This window comes from Mariprofundus aestuarium (assembly GCF_002795805.1).
In the GTDB taxonomy this organism is placed as follows: Bacteria; Pseudomonadota; Zetaproteobacteria; order Mariprofundales; family Mariprofundaceae; genus Mariprofundus; species Mariprofundus aestuarium.
The window spans coordinates 1,357,716-1,376,827 of the sequence record NZ_CP018799.1; the positions used below are offsets into that span (position 1 = coordinate 1,357,716).

A 19,112-nucleotide genomic window follows, 5' to 3' on the forward strand; every position below is an offset into this window, starting at 1 on the left:
CTATATGCGGCCTTTTTTTTTATACTCATCTATTATTTTTGGGAGAGATAAATACCGTTCTTGTTTAGCATGTATCGGGTCAATGTTACCCAAGCAGGGCTCAGAAGCAGCGTTAAGGAGATCACAGCTATAATAAGCTGATAGGATGCCTCCACAATCACCCCTGCATGCATGCCGACCGCCGCCAGCACGAAAGCAAACTCACCAATCTGTGCAAGTAGTGCACCGGCATAGATACTATCCCCCCAGCAGCTACCAAGGCCCTTCAATATCAGAGCGTTGATTGCCATATTGGTAACAAATACAGCAAGCACCAGCAGGGAAATCTGTAGCCAGTTTTGCAGAATAAGGGAAATATCCACTAGCATGCCTACGGAGACAAAAAACAGTGCCACAAAGATCACCCTGAAAGGCTCAAGGCTGTGATGAACCCACTGTGTCTCTCTTGCGGCACCAATAATCATGCCGCCAATAAAGGCCCCCAATGCCGTGGATAGACTAAACATGCCGGTAAGCATACCAAGTCCCAGGCAGGTGATCATGGCTGCAAAAACCTGTAGTTCGTGGTCACCCTTAATCCATCGAGCCAGCGGCAATTGAATCTTCCCATGATAAACGATCCAGGAAAACAGGCTAATCATGGCGACACCGCCGACCAGCTGCATGGTAAACTCTCCTGCTTCGATCTCTTTTCCACCAATCAGGCTCACAACAATCAGCATCGGAATAATGGCCAAGTCCTGAGTCAGCAGAATACCCAGTGAATTTTGCCCAACTGGGGTCTCCATCTCACCCCAATCCTGTAACAATTTCAGCACAACTGCTGTGCTGCTCAGGCTGATTACAAAGCCGAACAGTACTGTTTTTCCCATACTCCAGCCAAACCATTCCCCCAATAGCCAGATTACGCCAACACTGATAACAATCTGCAACAGGGTTCCCAGTAGGGCGACACGCCAGTTGCTGATCAGTCGCTGCGGAGAGACCTCCATGCCGACAAAGAACAGCAGCAGCACTACACCAAAGGCACCGAGCCTTTCAAGTAACACCTTATCAGTGATTAGGCCGAGCAGTTCAGGCCCCAGACAGACACCAGCCAGCAGGTAACCCACCACGTGAGGCTGATTCAACAATCGCAGGGTCAGACCAAGCAGAAAGATCACCAGAAGCACGACCACTAACGCTGGCAATGCCGGATCCATATGCATGCTATTTGCCCTCCCGGTACAGCCAGTTACGCAGAAGTATTGGAACAACAAGCGTAGTCAGCAAACTCATAAGAACAATGGCTACATACGCCGGCTGCGCTATCACTCCACTCTGCAGTGCCAGCAGCGCAACAACCATTGCCACCTCACCCCTTGGCATCATGCCAACCCCGATAATAAGAGACTCCCTGATTTTAATACCCATCAACCAGGCAGGGACTCCGCAGCCGATGAGTTTGGAAATAATTGCCATGCTGGTAAGAGCCAGTGTAAACCAGACCAGTTCTGTATCGAAAGCGCGTATATCAGCAAGCACGCCTAGAGAAATAAAGAATATCGAACCGAATACAATGCGCAGATACTCAGCCCCCTCCCTGAAAGAGCGGCTATGGCGCAGTTTGATAGCCTCCAGCGATACGCCTGCAACAAATGCACCGACAATGGCGGAGAGGCCGATCATTTCAGCGACCATGGCATAAAGAAAGGCGATCATCATCACTGCCGCAAACACAAAATCCGGATAACGTCTGGCGAAATCGGTCTCATCTACTCGAATGATTAATCGGCCAAAAACGAACACCCCCATGGCTGCGCCAACAACAAGAAATAGCACAGCAGCAAAGACGGATTGCATAATCATTGAAACAGTAAAAGAGCCTTCTGCCAGTTGAATGGCAACCGAAAGAGCCAGCAGTGCAAGAATATCATCAAGGATTGCCGCACCAATAATGGCCTTGGCAGTTTCAGATTGCAGTTTACCCAGTTCGCGCAAGACGTCAGCGGTAATGGCGATACTGGTTGCAGTCAGGGCCACCCCCAACAAAATAGCCATGTCGCGTGCACTGATGTTTATACTTCTCGTGCTTATCGGCACGGCCATAGGCTGGTTGCTGCGTGGCCACATGCTGCATCAGACCCAGAGGCAGGAGAGAAAAGATGGGTAGTAGATATTGGATGATATATTGACCTTCTTCCGGTTACACTTCTGAACGTACAGAGTCGCCCCCAATTAGGAGAGTTGTATGCTAGATAGTTTTCAAAACAACTATGAGACATGGCTAAGCCATCTCACGACAGCTGACTTCTGGTGGCAGTTTGCGGTACTCTGCCTAGCAATAATTTCAGCACTGTATGTACAGCGGCTGATGAACCGGATCGCGGGACAATTGAAAGGCGAAGGCCCCAGCCACCTGCGTAAACTTTCAATTAAAGGCGTTGAAAGAATCCAATTTCCGTTTTCAATGCTGATAGTCACATTGATCGGGCAGTCCATACTGATCAACCTTGGTTTTAATACGCCGCTTTTAGCCTTGGCTACACCCCTTCTTATCTCTCTGGCTGCTATCCGTTTTCTGATCTTCATACTGCGCAAGGGGTTCGCTCCCAGCCCGCTGGTTAAGGCCTGGGAAAACATCATCAGTTCATCCATCTGGATAATCGTCGCGCTGCACCTGCTTGGCTGGCTTCCTGATGTTCTGGCCGCACTCGATGGACTTGCATTCAGTCTCGGTGACGCCCGGATCTCCTTATTGCTGGCACTTAAACTGATTATCACCATTGTATTCTTCTGGATCGTAGCGCTCTGGCTGGCCAACTTCATAGAGCAGAGGCTCAGTAATTTCGAGCACTTCAGTCTCAGCGCCAGGGTGGCACTGGCCAAAACCAGTAAATTCCTGCTGATTGCCATCGCCATCTTTGTCGGCCTTGATGCTGCAGGTGTGGATTTGACTGCACTGACTGTCTTCAGCGGTGCTGTGGGGGTCGGCATCGGTTTTGGCCTGCAGCGCATCTCCAGTAACTTTATCAGTGGTTTTATTCTGCTCTTTGACCGCTCCATTAAACCCGGGGACGTGATCACCGTTCGCGATAAGTTTGGCTGGGTTCAGGAGCTCAGGGCCCGCTATATTGTTGTGCGTGACCGTGATGGTGTGGAAACACTTATTCCGAATGAGAATCTGGTAACATCGGAAGTGATCAACTGGAGTTATACCGATCCGGACATTCGCATGAAACTGCCTGTGCAGATCAGTTACAACGATGATCCAGAAGAGGCGATGAGGCTAATGCTGGAGTGCGCCAAGGCTTCGCCTCGTGTGCAGGATGACCCTGTTCCGCTGACTCGTCTCATGGAGTTTGGTGACAACGGCATCCTTCTGGAACTACGCATCTGGATTCTTGATCCGGAAAACGGCCTTGGCGGAGTGCGTTCCGAGGTGAACCTAGCAATCTGGCGTGCCTTCAAAAAGGCGGGCATCACGATCCCTTACCCACAACGTGATATTCACATCAAGGATGAACGCATACCGCATGCGCCTAAACAGGAGAGAATAGATGAATAAGGTATTACTTGGCTGGCGCGAGTGGGTCTCACTGCCTGAGCTCGGCATTGATGCAGTCAAGGCAAAGGTGGATTCCGGCGCCCGAAGTTCTGCGCTGCACACCTTTGAACTGGAAACGTTCAGTGAAGGTGGCATTGCCAAGGTGCGTTTCAGTATCCACCCATACCAGCATGATACGACCATCGTGAAAACATGCGTTGCAGAACTGCTTGATGAACGTAATGTTACCGACTCTGGCGGTCACACCGAGCTGCGCCCTGTCATTTCAACGCAGCTGTTGCTTGGTGGCGTCAGGAAAAAGATAGAGATCACCCTGACCAACCGTGAAAACATGAAATTCAGAATGTTGCTGGGGCGTACAGCCATGGTTGGCGATTTCCTCATTGATCCGGAGCACTCCTACCTGTTAGGCAGTGCTGAAGCCATACAACAATAAAAGGAAGAAACTTATGAAAATAGCTATCCTGTCACGCAATCCAAAGCTCTACTCAACCCGACGCCTGGTTGAAGCTGCCATAGAGCGTGGCCATGAGGTACAGGTGTTTGATCATCTTCGCTGCTACATGAATATCACCTCAATGCGTCCATCGATCCACTATAAGGGTGCGAAACTGGAAGGCTTTGATGCCGTGATTCCCCGTATTGGCGCCTCGGTAACCTTTTATGGTACAGCAGTGCTCAGGCAGTTTGAGATGATGGGTGTCTACCCTCTGAATGAGTCCGTCGCCATCTCCCGCTCTCGCGACAAGCTGCGTTCGGTGCAATTGCTTGCCCGTAAAGGCATAGGTCTGCCTGTAACCGGCTTTGCCCGTAATCCCGATGATATCGATGATCTGCTTAACTCTGTCGGTGGCAGCAAATTTGTCATCAAGCTGCTGGAGGGCACACAGGGTATCGGCGTGGTGCTGGCAGAAAACAAGAAAGCTGCTGAAAGTGTGATTGAGGCCTTCTTCGGCCTGAATGCCAATATTCTGGTGCAGGAGTTTATTGAAGAGGCAGGTGGTGCCGATATCCGCTGCCTTGTTGTTGATGGTAAAGTGGTTGCAGCGATGAAACGACAGGGTAAAGAGGGTGAATTCCGCTCCAACCTGCATCGTGGCGGCAGTGCCGAGGTAGTACGCATCACACCTGAAGAGCGCTCTACCGCAGTGCGTGCAGCAGCCATCATGGGACTGAATGTGGCGGGTGTCGACCTGCTGCGCTCCAATCACGGACCGGTGGTAATGGAGGTGAACTCTTCCCCCGGCCTGGAAGGTATTGAGCGGGCAACCGGCAAAGATGTCGCAGGCATGATTATCGGATGCATAGAAAAAAATGCCAAAGTCGGTAAAACAAGCACACGGGGTAAAGGGTGAGCGAACCTTTTCTGATAGCCGGTCAGGAGGTCAAACCGGGTAGCCGGGAAATTATAGAGTTTCCGCTGCCACCCCTTTCAACCCACTCCGATCTCGAGATGCCGATCCATGTAATTCGCGGCAAGAAAAGCGGGCCTTGCCTGCTGGTATGTGCCGCACTACATGGTGATGAGATCAATGGTATTGAGATCATTCGCCGCCTTGTTGGGCTGAAAACGATCGCAAATCTGCGTGGCACACTCATCGCTATTCCGATTGTGAATGTCTACGGCTTTATCCATATGAGCCGTTATCTGCCAGATCGGCGCGACCTTAACCGCTCGTTTCCAGGATCGGAAAAGGGCTCGCTTGCCGCACGTCTGGCCAACCTGTTCATGCAGGAGATTGTCTCAAAGGCGACGCATGGCATCGATCTGCACACGGCAGCCATTCACCGGGATAATTTCCCTCAGATTAGAGCCAGTCTCGAGTCTGAGGAAACACTGGCTCTCGCAGAGGCATTTCGCGCGCCCCTAATTATTGATGCTGCCCTGCGGCCGGGTACGATTCGAGAAGCGGCAGTAGCCAGAGGCATTCCATGGCTAGTATACGAAGCAGGTGAAGCTCTTCGCTTTGATGAGGTAAGCATTCGCGCCGGGGTTCGCGGCATTGTTAATGTCATGCGTGCAATAGAGATGCTTCCCAAGCAGCAAAGTAAAAAAACATTTCTTCCCCGTATCGTTAAATCCAATGCTTGGATTCGCGCACCACAGAGTGGCATTTTACGCCTCACAGTAAAATTGGGCGCCTGCGTCAACAGAGATGATATTCTGGGTTATGTATCTGATCCCTATGGCGAAAACCAGACGCAGATCATCGCCCCCAATACCGGCATCATCATTGGTCGCACCAACCTTCCTCTTGTGCATGAAGGTGATGCGCTTGTTCACCTAGCTCGTTTCCGCAACACAGGAAATGCATCTGAAGCAGTGGACGTATTCCAGTCCGAACTTGAACCTTCTGAAGTAGAAAGCCTGTCCGGTACAACCCCCATCACCTGATAAGGCCATATCGGTTTCCACTGCCCCTTTTTTCATTCAGTTTTCGGAAATGAACCAGAACCTTCTCGATATTGTTAAACAGGCTACAGGCGCATCTGATGCGACTCAGGGGGAGATTATCCAGTCTCTCTGGAGTGGTTACGGGGAGATTGTGCGTATTCAGCTAAAAGGCGCACCTGTGCAGAGCGTTGTGCTTAAACATGTGCGCTTCCCTACCGAGGCGGATCATCCCCGTGGCTGGCACTCAGACCTCTCGCATGCGCGCAAGGTAAAATCCTATGATGTCGAGATGGCCTGGTATGACCAGTGGAGCAGCCGCTGTAGTGATGGCTTCCCTGTTCCACACTGTTATTTTGCGGCAACACTGGCTGATGACGAGCATGTGATGGTACTTGAAGACCTAGATGCTTCCGGTTATCCACTACGCAGGCATGAGATGGATCGGCCTGCTGTGGAACTCTGCCTGAAGTGGCTGGCCAACTTCCACGCCACCTTTATGGGTGAAACACCGAGGCTGCTTTGGGAAACCGGCACCTACTGGCACCTGGCCACCCGTCCTGATGAACTGGAAGCCACTGATGATCCCGCCCTGAAACAGGCAGCGGCTGCCATTGATGCCGAACTGAACAACTGCCGGTTTAAAACATTCGTTCATGGCGATGCCAAAATCGCCAACTTCTGCTTCTCAGCTGACAGCAAACAGGTCGCTGCTGTTGACTTCCAGTATGTCGGTGGTGGCTGCGGCATGAAGGATGTCATCTACCTCCTTGGCAGCTGCCTTGATGAATATTTATGTGAAGCCTGGGAGCACGAACTTCTTGATTTCTACTTTAATGAACTGAAGCAAGCTATTGATATGCAAGGCAAATCTACAGATTGGAAAGCACTGGAATTAGAGTGGCGCGCCCTCTTTCCGATCGCCTGGGTCGACTTTAACCGTTTCCTCGCTGGCTGGATGCCCGGCCACTGGAAGATCAACAGCTACAGCCGTCGCCTGACATCAGAGGTCATAACCCGCCTGAATTCGTCTGCTAGTTGATAGAAGGGGTAGCACAATCAGGGTGCGGGAACTTCCTTATAGGTATCCAGTGGCTTGTGACAGATCGGGCATGCATCTTTCGGAAGCTCCATCACGGTAGCGCCACAGTTCTGATTCACATAGTAAGTGCTCTTGTTTTCGCGAAACCTCTCTAGCAGAATACTGAAAAAGAAGCCTGTTCCGCTCTTGATCTCCTTGATCAGTTCACGGTGCTGCCGCTCCGCCTCCCATGCATAATTGATATACTCCATTGCTTCCTTGTGCTTCTCTGGAGCGACACGGCTAATATATTGAGGATACTCCTTATCGATCTCGGAGAGTTCCACATTGGTCGCATATTTCAGGTTATCCTGAGTGGTCGAAGCCTTAATTGTGCTGACATCAACCTCTGGCACCTTGGCACCGAGACCCACCAGAATCAGACTGAAGTTTCTTTCATGCACCGCTTCTGACGCGGCTATCGACTTGAACAGATGAGCGATATTGGTATGCCCGTCAGCCTTGGCCGTATCGGAAAAAAGTTGATAGCGGTGACGCGCACGCACCTCATTGCCATAAAGAGTCTGCAACACGGCAATGGTTTCGGGGTATTGCTCTAGCTGTTCTTGTTCAATCTTCTCTATCAAGCCCTCTTCAGCCTGTAGAACGGGGATGCTGCCGATAAAGGCAAACATAGCAGCAATGATCAGAGTCGCTGCAGCAGAAATGTGCCGAGGACAGTTCATGGGTCGATCATACACCCTTTTCGTTTTTTATTGCAACAATGGCCCAGCACTATTCGTTCACTAAAGCTTTCAGGGCAGGCCATCTCTATCAGTTCTATATTCAGCCATATTGTCTCTTCTTCTGCCTATGCAAAGCAACATGTTAATTCATCGGCTATAATATCAAAGAGCATTCAGACCAATGCATTGGCAGGAGGAAGTTATGAACAGAAGCTTTATATTTACCCTTTCACTATTGATATTTCTGCCCTTAGTCAGTGGCTGCATGCTGCTGGTTGCCGGTGGTGCCGGCGCCGGCTCTGTTGCCTATATCAAGGGCGACCTCAATGCCAATCTTGAGGCATCATTGAATCGATCGGTTGCCGCCACAAACCGGGCAGTGAGAAGCCTGAGATATGCCAAGATCAGCGAGGCAACCGATGCCTACTCGAGCCATATCATCGCCCGTACAGCCAGCGACAAAAAAATCGATATCATGCTGAAAAAGGCAACCGAGCGCACAACACACATCTCGATCAGGGTTGGCATGTTCGGCGATGAGGACATCTCAAACGCCATCTTAAGTGAGATCAATAAACGCTTGTAAATAAAAGGGTATTACCCTCTGTTTCAGTCGGGCGTATTAGCGCTTTCAAACTCCCCTTTCATCTTCTGAAGGTGGCCATAGATGACCAGTTCATCCCCCTCCTGAAGCGGCTCCCGCATCTGACGGGCAGGCAGCCAGGAGTGGTCGCGTTCGATACCGAGAATCAGAACTCCTTTGCGCGCCGATCCTATCTCTATAATCGACTGGCCCAGCAGGGGCGATTCAGCACCAACCTCCAGCTTAACCAGGCCGTATCCGTCAGCAAGGTGAAGCAGCTCCTCAACCGGCTCGAATTCAAAAAAAAGCTTTTGCCTTAACAGTCTCTCTATTAACGCCTCCCAGTGCCCCATCAGACCTGAGCTGCGGGCGATCAGGTAGATGACAATGATTCCCACGACCAGGATCAGTGCGGCCTTGGGCAGCGTCTGACTTGAGGTCGTAGCAAAGGTAGTTGTCGCGCCGACGATGACTGTTGCCACACCTGCATAGCCGCCAATCATCAAGATGCTTATGATTTTGCGGCGAATCGGGTGATTGACGACGCGCTCGGCCTCCCGAGTTGTAAAGCCTGTGGCAGTAAAGGCCGAAAGCGCTTGAAATTTCGCCTGCTCATAGCGCATGCCGGTCAGCACAAGCATGATCGCACCGGCACGCACAAAGAGCATGGAAACAAGAATAGCCAGTAGCGTCGGAGCAAGAAAATAGAGACCTTCCATCGAGTCACCTCTTACAGCAGAGCCTTACACAAGTGATCGGACACATTGCTATTATAGATGATTATTTCCTTACCGGATGGATTCAACGCATGGATCCTCCCTGTTTTGATGATATTCGCTGCGCCTTCGACAGCATCAGAAACAGGGGACGAAAAAAAAGGGTTAAACCGGAAGGGTTTTGCGTCAGATTTCGCCGCATGAGCCGAGACGTCATCTACACCTCCGAAATTCACAGCAATGGTTTTGTCTTTGATGACAAGGTTGCCTCCGTTTTTGCCGACATGATTGGCCGCTCCGTACCGGGTTACGGCCAGACACTGCAGATGGTTGAGCTGCTGGCCCATCAGTTTGCGCAAGCAGAGAGCAACCTCTACGACCTCGGCTGCTCACTCGGTGCGGCTACGATGGCACTTTCCCGAGGCAGTGCAGGCAAAGACTGCAGGGTGATCGGCATCGACAACTCCCCTGCCATGGTCGAACGCTGTAAAGGGATGTTAAAGGATGAACCGGTTGAGATCCTCTGTCAGGACATTCTCGATACCGCGATTGAAAACGCATCGGTGGTTGTTCTGAACTTCGTGCTGCAGTTCATAGAGCGTGAAGAGCGTCTGCAACTGCTGAAAAAGATTCAACAGGGTTTAAGGCCCGGTGGTGTGCTGATAATCTCTGAGAAGATCGCTTTTGTTGATGAGGCGGAGAGCCGTCGACAGATCGAACTGCATGAAGCTTTTAAGCGGGCGCAGGGTTATTCTGAGCTTGAGATAAGCCGCAAGCGTTCGGCACTGGAGAATGTACTGGTTCCGGAACCACTGGATGTCCACCATCACCGTCTGAAACAGGCCGGATTCTCTGCTTCCAATACATGGTTCCAGTGTTTCAATTTCGCCTCGATGATTGCCTTCAAATGAAAGAGTACAAAGAGAGAGAAGCGGCCATTCTCAAAGCGCAGATGGAAAATTCCATATTGTCCGATTTTTCCGATGACCTGATGCCACTTTATGAACAGGGGTGGCATAAAATCCTCAAGCACGGCGACCTGGGGCGCTGGCAAAGCGGTTTTGATGCGTTACCCGACCTCACCCCCTCCGTTGTCGACTTCAACCGCTCAGCGCTAAAAATCGGGCTACCTGAAGATACCGATCTAACCCATGAGCAGATCGAAACGGCACTGAAACAGATGCACCCATGGCGCAAGGGGCCATTTGAGATCTTCGGTGTTCATATCGACACCGAATGGCGTTCAGACTGGAAGTGGGATCGACTGGCCGAGGCCATCTCCCCACTTGAAGGGCGCACCATCCTCGATGTTGGATGCGGCTCGGGCTACCACCTCTGGCGTATGCTTGCTGCCGGTGCAAAACTGGTAGTTGGTATCGACCCCACCCCACTCTTCTCGATGCATTTCGCTACGATCAAACGCTACAGCCCGAATGCCCCGGCCTTTATTCTGCCCGTCGGTATTGAACATATGCCCGCCGACATGGGCTGCTTCGACACGATCTTTTCAATGGGCATTCTCTACCACCGCAAGTCGCCGATTGACCACCTTCTCGATTTGAAAGGCCTGCTGTGTGAAGGTGGAGAGCTGGTGATTGATACACTGGTAGTCGAAGGCGATGAGCATAACTGCCTGATGCCACACGGGCGTTATGCCAAGATGCGCAATGTCTGGTTTATACCCAGTGTGGCGATGCTGGAAATATGGCTCAAACGTGCCGGATTCAAGGATATTTCAGTGGTCGATATCTGCCCGACCACGGTGGATGAGCAGCGTGGAACGGAGTGGATGACATTCGAATCGCTACCCGACTTCCTCGATCCGAACGATTCCAGCCTGACCATCGAAGGCTACCCTGCCCCGATCCGAGCCGTTCTCACCGCAAAAAAATAGGCACAAGCAGCACTCGCCCGCCGCGCGATAGCCCTTCTTAACAATTCGGCAGACAAAAAAAATGGGCAGGTTTACACCCGCCCACTTTAATAAGTCACAATTGTAATCCTTAAGGAAGGACGGAAACCTTCGTCATTACATCACCCTGACGAATGTCATCAACGGCCTGCATGCCTTCGATGACCTGCCCGAAGATGGTGTACTGACCATCCAGATGCGGTGTGTCACCAAAGCAGATATAGAACTGGCTGCCTGCTGAATCAGGGTTGGCTGAACGCGCCATGGCGAGGGTACCGCGCACATGTTTTCGCTCGTTGAACTCAGCTTTGACCGAGTAACCGGGGCCGCCCATACCAGTGCCATCAGGATCGCCGCCCTGTGCCATAAAGCCTGCAATCACACGATGGAATGTCAGGCCGTCGTAGTAGTTCTTGCCTGCCAGAGCCTTGAAGTTGGCTACGGTGTTCGGTGCTGTGTCCGGATAAAGCTCGATCAGGATATCACCCTTCTCAGTCTCAATCTTAATGTGATTGCCTTCCGGAATATCCTTATCGCCTGCTTTTGGTGCTGTTGTGAAAATTCCCACTCTGTTCTCCTCTATGTTCTGGCTCTGAGCCACATCGAGCTGATTGATATAAACCAGTCCCGCAAAGGCCAGCCCCGTTATGATATACAAACTTCTCTTTTTCATTCGCTTCTGGATCTCACTCACCGGTAGATCTCCTGTGCGGAGGGCAGTATCCGGACCGGATGCAGCACCATATGTTTCAGGCCTGCCTTCACTGTTCCTGTACCGAGCAGTGTTTGCCCCTCAAAAACAGCGACATCCCGCTCACTCTCATCATCGGATGTGGATTTAAGCTGTAGCCGCTGCCCATTCAGGAAGCGTTTCGCCTCATCTATCGAGATCTCAAGGCGGGAAAGGTTGCGCAACCACGAAGCCAAAGGCAAGAGACAGCCCTCTTTTTGCTCATGCAGCTGCTCGATCGTCACCATCATCTGTTGTGGCCAGCCGCCGGTGGAGAGACGCCTTAGTTCAGTCACACAGCCGCCCAGGCCAAGGCTCTTACCAATATCCCGAGCCAGTGAGCGAATGTAGGTACCCTTGCTGCAACTCACCTCCAGTGTCACCAGCGGATATTCAAATGAAACCAGCGTCAGTGTCTGGATAGTTATTTTACGCGACTTCATCTCCACAATTTCACCCTTGCGGGCCATATCATGGGCGCGTTTACCGTCGATACGGATCGCCGAATAGACTGGTGGCACCTGATCCAGCTCACCGATGAATGCGGGCAGGAGAGCCTGTAGTGTTTCAGTTGTGACATCGCCATCAAAGCGGACTGTCACTTCCCCTTCCCTGTCCAGGGTGTCTGTCTGGTAACTGAGGTCAAAGGTTACCCTGTATGCCTTCTCGGCATTCAGACCAAGTTCCGCATAACGGGTCGCCTCACCGAGAAGAATCGGCAACATACCGGTAGCCAGCGGGTCCAGTGTGCCGCCATGGCCTGCCTTAATTCGTTTCTTACCAGGCTCGGAAAAAAGCCGCACCATCTCATTCACTGCCTTACGTGAAGTCCAGCCCAGTGGTTTATCGAGAAAGATGACGCCTGAAACAGGTGGAGTGGAAATAATGATATCCTAAACGAGAGAATCTGATACAGCTTTTTGAACGGTTGCGCGAACCTCTTCAAAGCTACCACGCATCATACAGCCTGCAGCGTAGTGATGGCCGCCACCACCGAGTGAGCTGGCAAGCGCGCCAACATCAGCAACGGTTTTAGCCCTGAAATTCACCTTCCAGCAATTTTCACTGTTCTCATCACTGCGAATAAGCACCGCTATTTCAATACCGTTGATAGAACGGCCATAATCGATCAACCCTTCAGAGTCCTCGACATCGGCACCGGTAGCATCATACATCTCTCTGGAGATATGCATCCAGGCAGAACGCCCCTCATCACAGATCTCCAGTGTTTCTAAAGCTGCGGAAAGGATATGCAGACCTGCCAGCGGCCGGCTCTCATAAACCCCCATGCTGATCGGCCACGGCTTGGCACCGGCGTCAACCAGATCTGCAACCATACGATAAACTGCAGCGGTAGTAGTGGAGAGTCGGAAACTTGCAGTATCAGTCAACACAGCGGTGTAGATTGCACTGGCGCTGGCCACAGTAAGGGGGATATTCATGGCAATCATCAGGTCGAAAACCATCGCACCTGTGGCGCAGTAACGACTATCAACAATATTGTAGTCGCCGAATTTTTTGTTGCTGGCGTGATGATCAATGTTGACCAGCACACTACCTTCAAAAAAGGCATCTGAGAGCCCTAGGCGCGGCCGCGAACCACTGTCCAGGCTGATGATCAGATCGGCATGATGGCTTTCGCAGTGCGGGTCGCCCCGCTCGACATTCCATGCATGTTCGAGAAAAGTGTAGATGCGCGGAATACCGTCACGATTGAACAGACGCACCTTCTTCCCCATGCGGGTTAGTGCATCGAAAAGCGCAAGTTCAGAGCCGATGCCATCGCCATCCGGGTTGCAGTGGGTTGTCAGGGTAATCGATTCAGCCTTCTCGATCTCACCAATGACCGGCTGCCAGTCGATATCGGAAAATAACGACTGGAGCTTACGAGTCATTACGACTCCTCCAGCTTTTTCAACAACATGAGTACATCGCCACTCTTTTCAAATGCGCTATCCCACTTGAATCTGAGTTTAGGCAGCCGCCGTTTTGGTAGCGCGCGCCTGAGTGCATGCTCGAGAAACGGGGTGATGCGCTCAAGTGACTGAATGCACCCCTTCTGATCCTCTTCGTTAGCCCGATACACCCAGACGTCCACCATCTGGCTGCCAGGAGATTCGACACGCGTAATCGAAATGTTGAAAAGGCGTGGGTCAGCGACATCACGAAGCAGCAGTGTGGAGAGCAAGCGGTGGATATCAGTAAGAAACCGCTGCTGAGCAGGTGTTTGACGTCTCATAGTCTTCAGAGTGTCGCCGCAACTTCCTCAATGATATAAAACTCGAAACGATCTCCGACCTTCACGTCATTGAACTTCTCAATGCTCATACCACACTCGTAACCGGTCTTAACTTCTTTCACATCGTCTTTGAAACGACGCAATGAAGCTAGAACTCCATCGTAGATCATCACACCATCACGCAGCACACGTACATGGGCGTCGCGGGTAACAGTACCTTCGGTCATGTAGCAACCGGCAACAGCACCGATCTTCGGAGACTGGAACACATCGCGGACTTCAGCCTCACCGGTCACTTTCTCCACCTTATTCGGTGAAAGAACACCGGCCATTGCAGCCTTGATCTCATCAATTGCTTCATAAATAATCTTGTAGAAACGGATATCTACGCCTTCAACTTCAGCTACTTTCTTGGCCTTTGTTTCAGGGCGGACATTAAAGCCGATAATGATTGCGTTGGCAGCAGATGCGAGCATCACATCTGATTCGGTTATGCCGCCGATACCCTTGTGAACAACCTTAACCTTCACTTCTTCGGTGCCGGCCTTGGCCAGTGATTCCGCCATCGCTTCTACCGAACCGGTCACATCACCCTTTATCAGTACAGGTACTTCCTTGATGCCGCTCTGCAGATCAGCAAACAGCTCATCGAGACTCGCCCGTTTCTTGGCCTCTGCGCCCATCTCACGGTCTCTGTCTTTACGGTAACGCACAATGTCACGTGCCTGTTTCTCATTCTCTACCGCGAAGATCTCCTGACCAGCTTCCGGAACCATATCCAGACCCAGCAGTTCGAACGGAATAGATGGGCCAGCCGTACGATGCTGTACCGAATTCTCATCGACAATCGCACGCAGTCGGCCAGTTGCAGAACCTACAACCACAGTATCGCCCTGATTGAAGGTACCATTCTGAACCAGAACAGTCGCTACTGGTCCGCGACCACGATCAAGGCGTGATTCAACCACGATACCCTTACCACGACGCGCCGGATTAGCCTTAAGCTCCAGAATTTCAGTTTGCAGTGCCAGCATCTCGAGAAGCTCATCCAGCCCCTGGCCGCTATGTGCGGAGACCGGTACGAACATAGTATCGCCGCCCCACTCCTCAGACAGCAACTCATGCTCTGCCAATTGACGCATCACCTTCTCAGGGTCTGCCCCCTCTTTATCCATCTTGTTCACTGCCACGATGATTGGCACGCCAGCTGCACGTGCATGGTTCAGCGCCTCAACGGTCTGCGGCATCACACCATCATCAGCGGCAACAACCAGTACTGCCACGTCAGTCATGCTTGCACCACGTGAACGCAGGCTGGTAAATGCTTCGTGACCAGGTGTATCGATAAACACAACCTTCTCGCCACTCTCCAGTTTCACCATATAGGCACCGATATGCTGGGTGATGCCACCGGCCTCGCCATCTGCCACATGCGCTTTGCGCAGGGCATCGAGAATCGAGGTTTTACCATGATCCACATGACCCATCACTACAACAACGGGTGGACGTGGTACCAGATCTTCCTCGTTATCTTCAGAGGTGTCCTCTACCAGAACATCTTCAACTGCTGCTGCATTGATAATCTTCGCCTTATGGCCAAACTCTTCAACAATCAGTACGGCAGTTTCTGCATCAATCGCTTCATTGATGGTGGTTGTCATGCCCATCTCAAATAGCTTGCGTACAACCTGAGCACTCTTGAATGCCATACGACTGGCCAGTTCCGATACCATGATCGGATCGGTAACTTCAACGGTACGCACAACAAAGGCTTCATCATCCTTGTTGACACCAAAGTCACGTTTTCTGGAACCACGTGCCAGACGCGCCTGACGATCCTGCTGTTCAGGGGTCAGAACCTCATGACGTTTGGAAGCATAATCCCTGCGCGCTGCCTTCTCAGCAGGTGATAGCCTGCGCTGTGGCCTTGCGCCACCCGGACCACCACGGCGGCGCTGAGCACCTGGTGGTGGCGGAGCTGTCGCATCAGGGGAGACTGCAACCGATGGTGTACGGCGCATAGCACCCTGTTGTGGCGCACCCGGTGCACCTGGGCCACCCGGACGTGCCTGACGCTGCGGCTGTGCCGCTCTGCGCTGGCTTGCACGATCTTCAGAGATTTTCTTCTCAATCTGTTTAACCGATGAACTTGGTGCTTTTGATGCGGCAATCTGGGCCGGAGTCAAACCACGGCGAATGGTCGTGCGTGGCCCCTTATGTGTCGACTCAGTTGGGCGTGCACCCGGACGGTTCTGTGGGCGCTCACCTGGACGAGCACCTGGACGGTTCTGTGGGCGTTCACCTGGACGAGCGGCTGGACGGTTCTGTGGAAGCCCGCCTGCACGGCCCTGAGGACGCTCACCTGGACGAGCTGCCGGGCGTGATGCACCAGCTGGGCGAGCCGTTGGACGGCTAACCGTCGGAGCAGCCTGTTTAATAGCCGCTGTTGCTGCCGCTGCACGTTGTGCAGGTGTTGGGCCGGCTTTCTTAACCACTGTTGTGGTTGGCCGTGGGGCTGTTGTTGTCACGGCTGGACGTGGAGCCACAGGCGCAGTTGGGCGTGGTGCGGCAGGTATTTCAGCAGCAGCTGACTCTTTTGCTTTTGCAGCAGCCTGTGCCGAGGCGGCCTTCTCCTGAATTTTCTTCGCCTCTTCTAGTTTCTTCTTCTCAACAGCCGCAGCTGCACGCTGGGCTGGAGCCAGAGGTTTCTGCGGACTTACCGGAGCTGCTGGTGCTACTGGCGCTACTGGCGCTGCAGCTACCGGTTCCTCTTCCGGGGTTACCCTTGAGGTAACGCCCATTTTAGAGACCGGGGTATGGCGACGACGGACGGCGACTTCGACTTTGCGGCCGCGCCCCTCAACCTGAGCGCTACCTCTAGCCTGACCGGCAACCATCGGCCGATTCAGGGTAAGTGTCGTGCCACCACTCTTTTTCGCTTCGGGTTTAGCGGCTGATTTAATGGCAGCTCGAATTTTCCCTTGATCATCGGCATCCAGTGAACTTGTTGGTCCACTCACCACGATATTGCACTGCACGGCAACTCGTTGAATATCGGACGCTTCCACGCCGAGTTCTTTTGCCAGATCCAGAATACGTTTTGCCATGTTTACTACTTACCCTATTACCTTTAGTTGTCCGTACCAGCCACAATACTGGTTCAGCTTCCTGACGTTCGTCGCCATCATGCCGGAAGTTCCCAGTGCTGCAACTGCGACACTATCCCGACCCAGCATCTCTCCAAGCCACTGCTTGGATTCAACGCTTAGAGTCCGTGATTTATGTCCTGCCTGTTCTCTCTTCTCTACAGCGTCCTCAATCTGACGAACCACTGCATCACCTGCATCTGTTGCGATCAGCAACAGCACCGGCGCATTATTCCACAGTCGATGCATCACTGCATCCCTGCCTATCTCTGTTTTTACACGCAGACGCGTAAACATCTGCAGTAACTGCTTGTGCAGGATAGAGACCAAACGCTCCTTCACCTTCTCCCACTGGGGAAAGTCCACCTTGAACTTTGCCTTCAGCGGCTGCAGTCGTCTGTCACTCATGCCATTAAGGCACTCTGCCTGCATGCAGAGGTAGACACCCCTTCCAGGCAGTTTCTGCAGCAGATCCGGCCATAACTGGCCTTCGTCATCGACGATTAACCTGAGCATCTCCTGCTTGGATGCGCTCTTCCTGCAGGCGACACAACGCCTGTCGCTGCCAGAGCCGGTTTTCACTTACTCGTCAAACCAGCCTGATGCTTCACGTGCCGCGATAATCAGCGCATCAGCCTCTTCACGGCTCAGCCCTTCAATATCTTCAATCTCATCACCAGCCGCATCAGCCAGCGCTTCTACACTTACCATATCACGGGCTGCCAATTGCTCGGCAATCTCGCGTGTCATACCGGGAAGATCCAGCAGTGAGACAGTAGCCTCACCCTCTTCTGCACCAACCTGCAGCGCCTGATCCAGAAGTACATTACGTGCACGCTTCTGCAGCTCCTGAGCCACCTCAGCGTCAAGACCACCGATACCTGAGATATCTTCAATCGCACAGTAGGCCAGATCTTCAAGGCTGAAGAAGCCTTCGTCCACCAGTACGGCAGCGAAATCTTCATCGACATCGAGTCCTTCTTGGAAAACAACCTTGGCAGCGGCAATCTCTTCAGAACGACGCTCTTTCTCTTCGCCTGCACTCATCAGCTCGATATTCCAGCCGGTCAGCTCAGATGCCAGGCGTACGTTTTGGCCACGACGGCCGATCGCAATGGCAAGGTTCTCTTCGGCAACTGCCACCTCGATGGTGTTGGTCGCTTCATCAACCAGTACACGCTCGATTTCAGCCGGTGCCAGTGCATTCACAACGAATACAGCAGGATCTTCAGTCCATTCAATAATATCGATCTTCTCGCCGTGCAACTCATTCACTACAGCCTGAACGCGTGCACCACGCATACCTACACAGGCACCAACAGGATCAACAGCAGCATCGGTGGAGATCACAGCAATCTTACTGCGTGAACCCGGATCACGGGCAATCGCCTGGATCGCAACTACGCCATCTTCAATCTCAGGCACTTCCTGCTCGAACAGACGCAGTACCATGCCTGCATCAGAACGGGAAACAAATACCAGCGGGCCTTTGGTCTGGTTGCGTACTTCACGCAGGTAGGCGCGAATGCGGTCGCCCTGACGGAAGGTTTCACGCGGCAGCAGATCTTCGCGATACATCACAGCTTCGCCGCGACCCAGATCAACATACACATTACCACGTTCAACGCGTTTAACGATACCGGTAATCAGCTCACCCACGCGTGGTTCGTACTCAGCAATCACGCGATCGCGCTCTGCCTCACGAATCTTCTGGTTAATCACCTGTTTGGCGGTCTGGGCTGCAATACGTCCCAGCTCAATCGGCGGCAATGAAGTGCGGAATTCGGTGCCGATCTCGGCTTCCGCATCCAGCTCTTTACCCTGCTCAAGCGTCAGGTGATTCTCCTCTTCTTCAAACTCTTCATCTATCACAACGGTGCGCACGTGGAACAGGCGAATCTCGCCTGTCAGGCGGTCAATTTCCGCCACCACTTCTTTGCCCGGATAGGTTCTGCGCGCAGCGGTCTTGAGCGCCTGTTCCATCGCTTCAAGAACGAGCTCACGCTCTACTGATTTTTCACGTGCGACTGCATCCGCAACTGCCAATATTTCTACATTCATGCCTGCATCTCACTCACTC

19 protein-coding genes are annotated in these 19,112 nt (G+C 52.3%); 8 read left to right on the forward strand and 11 right to left on the reverse strand.

Features of this window, described 5'->3' with window-relative positions:
* Positions 1-32: 32 nt before the first annotated feature.
* Positions 33-1,208, reverse strand: a complete 1,176-nt coding sequence (locus Ga0123461_RS06640; RefSeq protein WP_100277619.1) for a cation:proton antiporter — start codon at positions 1,206-1,208, stop codon at positions 33-35.
* A 1-nt stretch (position 1,209) separates the two neighbouring features.
* A complete protein-coding gene (locus Ga0123461_RS06645; protein ID WP_157819269.1) occupies positions 1,210-2,082 on the reverse strand; it encodes a cation:proton antiporter in 873 nt (290 codons plus the stop codon).
* A gap of 148 nt (positions 2,083-2,230) precedes the next feature.
* On the opposite strand from Ga0123461_RS06645, the gene Ga0123461_RS06650 reads away from it, so the two are divergent.
* The 5 genes from Ga0123461_RS06650 to Ga0123461_RS06670 are packed head-to-tail and all read left to right on the forward strand — an operon-like array spanning position 2,231 to position 6,981.
* Positions 2,231-3,547 carry a mechanosensitive ion channel family protein gene (locus tag Ga0123461_RS06650; protein WP_100277621.1) on the forward strand — a complete coding sequence of 439 codons (1,317 nt, stop codon included), beginning with the start codon at positions 2,231-2,233 and terminating at the stop codon, positions 3,545-3,547.
* On the forward strand, positions 3,540-3,983 hold the full coding sequence (locus Ga0123461_RS06655; RefSeq protein WP_100277622.1) for an ATP-dependent zinc protease family protein: 444 nt from the start codon (positions 3,540-3,542) through the stop codon (positions 3,981-3,983). The genes Ga0123461_RS06650 and Ga0123461_RS06655 overlap by 8 nt, the downstream gene beginning before the upstream one ends.
* Before the next feature lie 13 nt (positions 3,984-3,996).
* The gene (gene rimK / locus Ga0123461_RS06660) at positions 3,997-4,902 is read left to right on the forward strand and encodes a 30S ribosomal protein S6--L-glutamate ligase (RefSeq protein ID WP_100277623.1); all 906 of its coding nucleotides are present in this window, start codon (positions 3,997-3,999) and stop codon (positions 4,900-4,902) included.
* The gene (locus Ga0123461_RS06665) at positions 4,899-5,942 is read left to right on the forward strand and encodes a succinylglutamate desuccinylase/aspartoacylase family protein (protein WP_100277624.1); all 1,044 of its coding nucleotides are present in this window, start codon (positions 4,899-4,901) and stop codon (positions 5,940-5,942) included. Before rimK ends, Ga0123461_RS06665 begins: the two co-directional genes overlap by 4 nt.
* Positions 5,943-5,991: 49 nt before the next feature.
* Positions 5,992-6,981, forward strand: coding sequence for a phosphotransferase (locus tag Ga0123461_RS06670; RefSeq protein WP_100277625.1), 990 nt, complete (start codon positions 5,992-5,994; stop codon positions 6,979-6,981).
* Between the two features lie 17 nt (positions 6,982-6,998).
* Here Ga0123461_RS06670 and Ga0123461_RS06675 read toward each other — a convergent pair whose 3' ends face one another.
* Positions 6,999-7,706 (reverse strand): rubrerythrin family protein, encoded by a 708-nt coding sequence (locus Ga0123461_RS06675; protein ID WP_100277626.1) that lies wholly within the window; start codon positions 7,704-7,706, stop codon positions 6,999-7,001.
* Between the two features lie 202 nt (positions 7,707-7,908).
* On the opposite strand from Ga0123461_RS06675, the gene Ga0123461_RS06680 reads away from it, so the two are divergent.
* On the forward strand, positions 7,909-8,292 hold the full coding sequence (locus tag Ga0123461_RS06680) for a DUF3568 family protein (protein WP_157819270.1): 384 nt from the start codon (positions 7,909-7,911) through the stop codon (positions 8,290-8,292).
* 23 nt (positions 8,293-8,315) lie between these two features.
* On the opposite strand, the gene Ga0123461_RS06685 is transcribed toward Ga0123461_RS06680, so the two are convergent.
* Positions 8,316-9,008, reverse strand: coding sequence for a TrkA C-terminal domain-containing protein (locus Ga0123461_RS06685; RefSeq protein ID WP_100277628.1), 693 nt, complete (start codon positions 9,006-9,008; stop codon positions 8,316-8,318).
* Between the two features lie 197 nt (positions 9,009-9,205).
* Here Ga0123461_RS06685 and cmoA point away from each other — a divergent pair, with 197 nt between their 5' ends.
* Together cmoA and cmoB are read left to right on the forward strand one after the other, a co-directional pair.
* Positions 9,206-9,916: a carboxy-S-adenosyl-L-methionine synthase CmoA gene (gene cmoA / locus Ga0123461_RS06690; protein WP_100278715.1), complete on the forward strand. Its 711-nt coding sequence runs from the start codon at positions 9,206-9,208 to the stop codon at positions 9,914-9,916.
* A complete protein-coding gene (gene cmoB, locus Ga0123461_RS06695; protein ID WP_100277629.1) occupies positions 9,913-10,899 on the forward strand; it encodes a tRNA 5-methoxyuridine(34)/uridine 5-oxyacetic acid(34) synthase CmoB in 987 nt (328 codons plus the stop codon). Before cmoA ends, cmoB begins: the two co-directional genes overlap by 4 nt.
* Before the next feature lie 109 nt (positions 10,900-11,008).
* Here cmoB and Ga0123461_RS06700 read toward each other — a convergent pair whose 3' ends face one another.
* From Ga0123461_RS06700 to nusA, 7 genes are read right to left on the reverse strand one after another with little or no spacing between them, the layout of a single operon-like run.
* On the reverse strand, positions 11,009-11,611 hold the full coding sequence (locus Ga0123461_RS06700) for a peptidylprolyl isomerase (protein WP_232710058.1): 603 nt from the start codon (positions 11,609-11,611) through the stop codon (positions 11,009-11,011).
* Complete coding sequence (gene truB / locus Ga0123461_RS06705) at positions 11,608-12,537, reverse strand: tRNA pseudouridine(55) synthase TruB (protein ID WP_335645326.1); 930 nt, start codon at positions 12,535-12,537, stop codon at positions 11,608-11,610. The genes Ga0123461_RS06700 and truB overlap by 4 nt, the downstream gene beginning before the upstream one ends.
* A gap of 3 nt (positions 12,538-12,540) precedes the next feature.
* Positions 12,541-13,542 (reverse strand): DHH family phosphoesterase, encoded by a 1,002-nt coding sequence (locus Ga0123461_RS06710; protein ID WP_100277630.1) that lies wholly within the window; start codon positions 13,540-13,542, stop codon positions 12,541-12,543.
* Positions 13,542-13,886 carry a ribosome-binding factor A gene (locus Ga0123461_RS06715; protein WP_100277631.1) on the reverse strand — a complete coding sequence of 115 codons (345 nt, stop codon included), beginning with the start codon at positions 13,884-13,886 and terminating at the stop codon, positions 13,542-13,544. The genes Ga0123461_RS06710 and Ga0123461_RS06715 overlap by 1 nt, the downstream gene beginning before the upstream one ends.
* 5 nt (positions 13,887-13,891) lie before the next feature.
* Positions 13,892-16,993 (reverse strand): translation initiation factor IF-2, encoded by a 3,102-nt coding sequence (infB, locus tag Ga0123461_RS06720; RefSeq protein WP_100277632.1) that lies wholly within the window; start codon positions 16,991-16,993, stop codon positions 13,892-13,894.
* A 9-nt stretch (positions 16,994-17,002) separates the two neighbouring features.
* Positions 17,003-17,614 (reverse strand): YlxR family protein, encoded by a 612-nt coding sequence (locus Ga0123461_RS06725; RefSeq protein WP_232710059.1) that lies wholly within the window; start codon positions 17,612-17,614, stop codon positions 17,003-17,005.
* Positions 17,615-19,093, reverse strand: coding sequence for a transcription termination factor NusA (gene nusA / locus Ga0123461_RS06730; protein WP_100277633.1), 1,479 nt, complete (start codon positions 19,091-19,093; stop codon positions 17,615-17,617). It abuts the gene before it with no gap.
* Positions 19,094-19,112: the final 19 nt, after the last annotated feature.

Bases quoted from the DNA above. Each gene is read 5' to 3' on its own strand.
- Ga0123461_RS06640 (WP_100277619.1), bottom strand. From the start codon at position 1,208: ATGCATATGGATCCGGCATTGCCAGCGTTAGTGGTCGTGCTTCTGGTG.
- Ga0123461_RS06650 (WP_100277621.1), top strand. From the start codon at position 2,231: ATGCTAGATAGTTTTCAAAACAACTATGAGACATGGCTAAGCCATCTC.
- Ga0123461_RS06655 (WP_100277622.1), top strand. From the start codon at position 3,540: ATGAATAAGGTATTACTTGGCTGGCGCGAGTGGGTCTCACTGCCTGAG.
- rimK (WP_100277623.1), top strand. From the start codon at position 3,997: ATGAAAATAGCTATCCTGTCACGCAATCCAAAGCTCTACTCAACCCGA.
- Ga0123461_RS06670 (WP_100277625.1), top strand. From the start codon at position 5,992: ATGAACCAGAACCTTCTCGATATTGTTAAACAGGCTACAGGCGCATCT.
- Ga0123461_RS06675 (WP_100277626.1), bottom strand. From the start codon at position 7,706: ATGAACTGTCCTCGGCACATTTCTGCTGCAGCGACTCTGATCATTGCT.
- Ga0123461_RS06680 (WP_157819270.1), top strand. From the start codon at position 7,909: ATGAACAGAAGCTTTATATTTACCCTTTCACTATTGATATTTCTGCCC.
- Ga0123461_RS06685 (WP_100277628.1), bottom strand. From the start codon at position 9,008: ATGGAAGGTCTCTATTTTCTTGCTCCGACGCTACTGGCTATTCTTGTT.
- cmoA (WP_100278715.1), top strand. From the start codon at position 9,206: ATGAGCCGAGACGTCATCTACACCTCCGAAATTCACAGCAATGGTTTT.
- cmoB (WP_100277629.1), top strand. From the start codon at position 9,913: ATGAAAGAGTACAAAGAGAGAGAAGCGGCCATTCTCAAAGCGCAGATG.
- Ga0123461_RS06710 (WP_100277630.1), bottom strand. From the start codon at position 13,542: ATGACTCGTAAGCTCCAGTCGTTATTTTCCGATATCGACTGGCAGCCG.
- Ga0123461_RS06715 (WP_100277631.1), bottom strand. From the start codon at position 13,886: ATGAGACGTCAAACACCTGCTCAGCAGCGGTTTCTTACTGATATCCAC.
- infB (WP_100277632.1), bottom strand. From the start codon at position 16,993: ATGGCAAAACGTATTCTGGATCTGGCAAAAGAACTCGGCGTGGAAGCG.
- nusA (WP_100277633.1), bottom strand. From the start codon at position 19,093: ATGAATGTAGAAATATTGGCAGTTGCGGATGCAGTCGCACGTGAAAAA.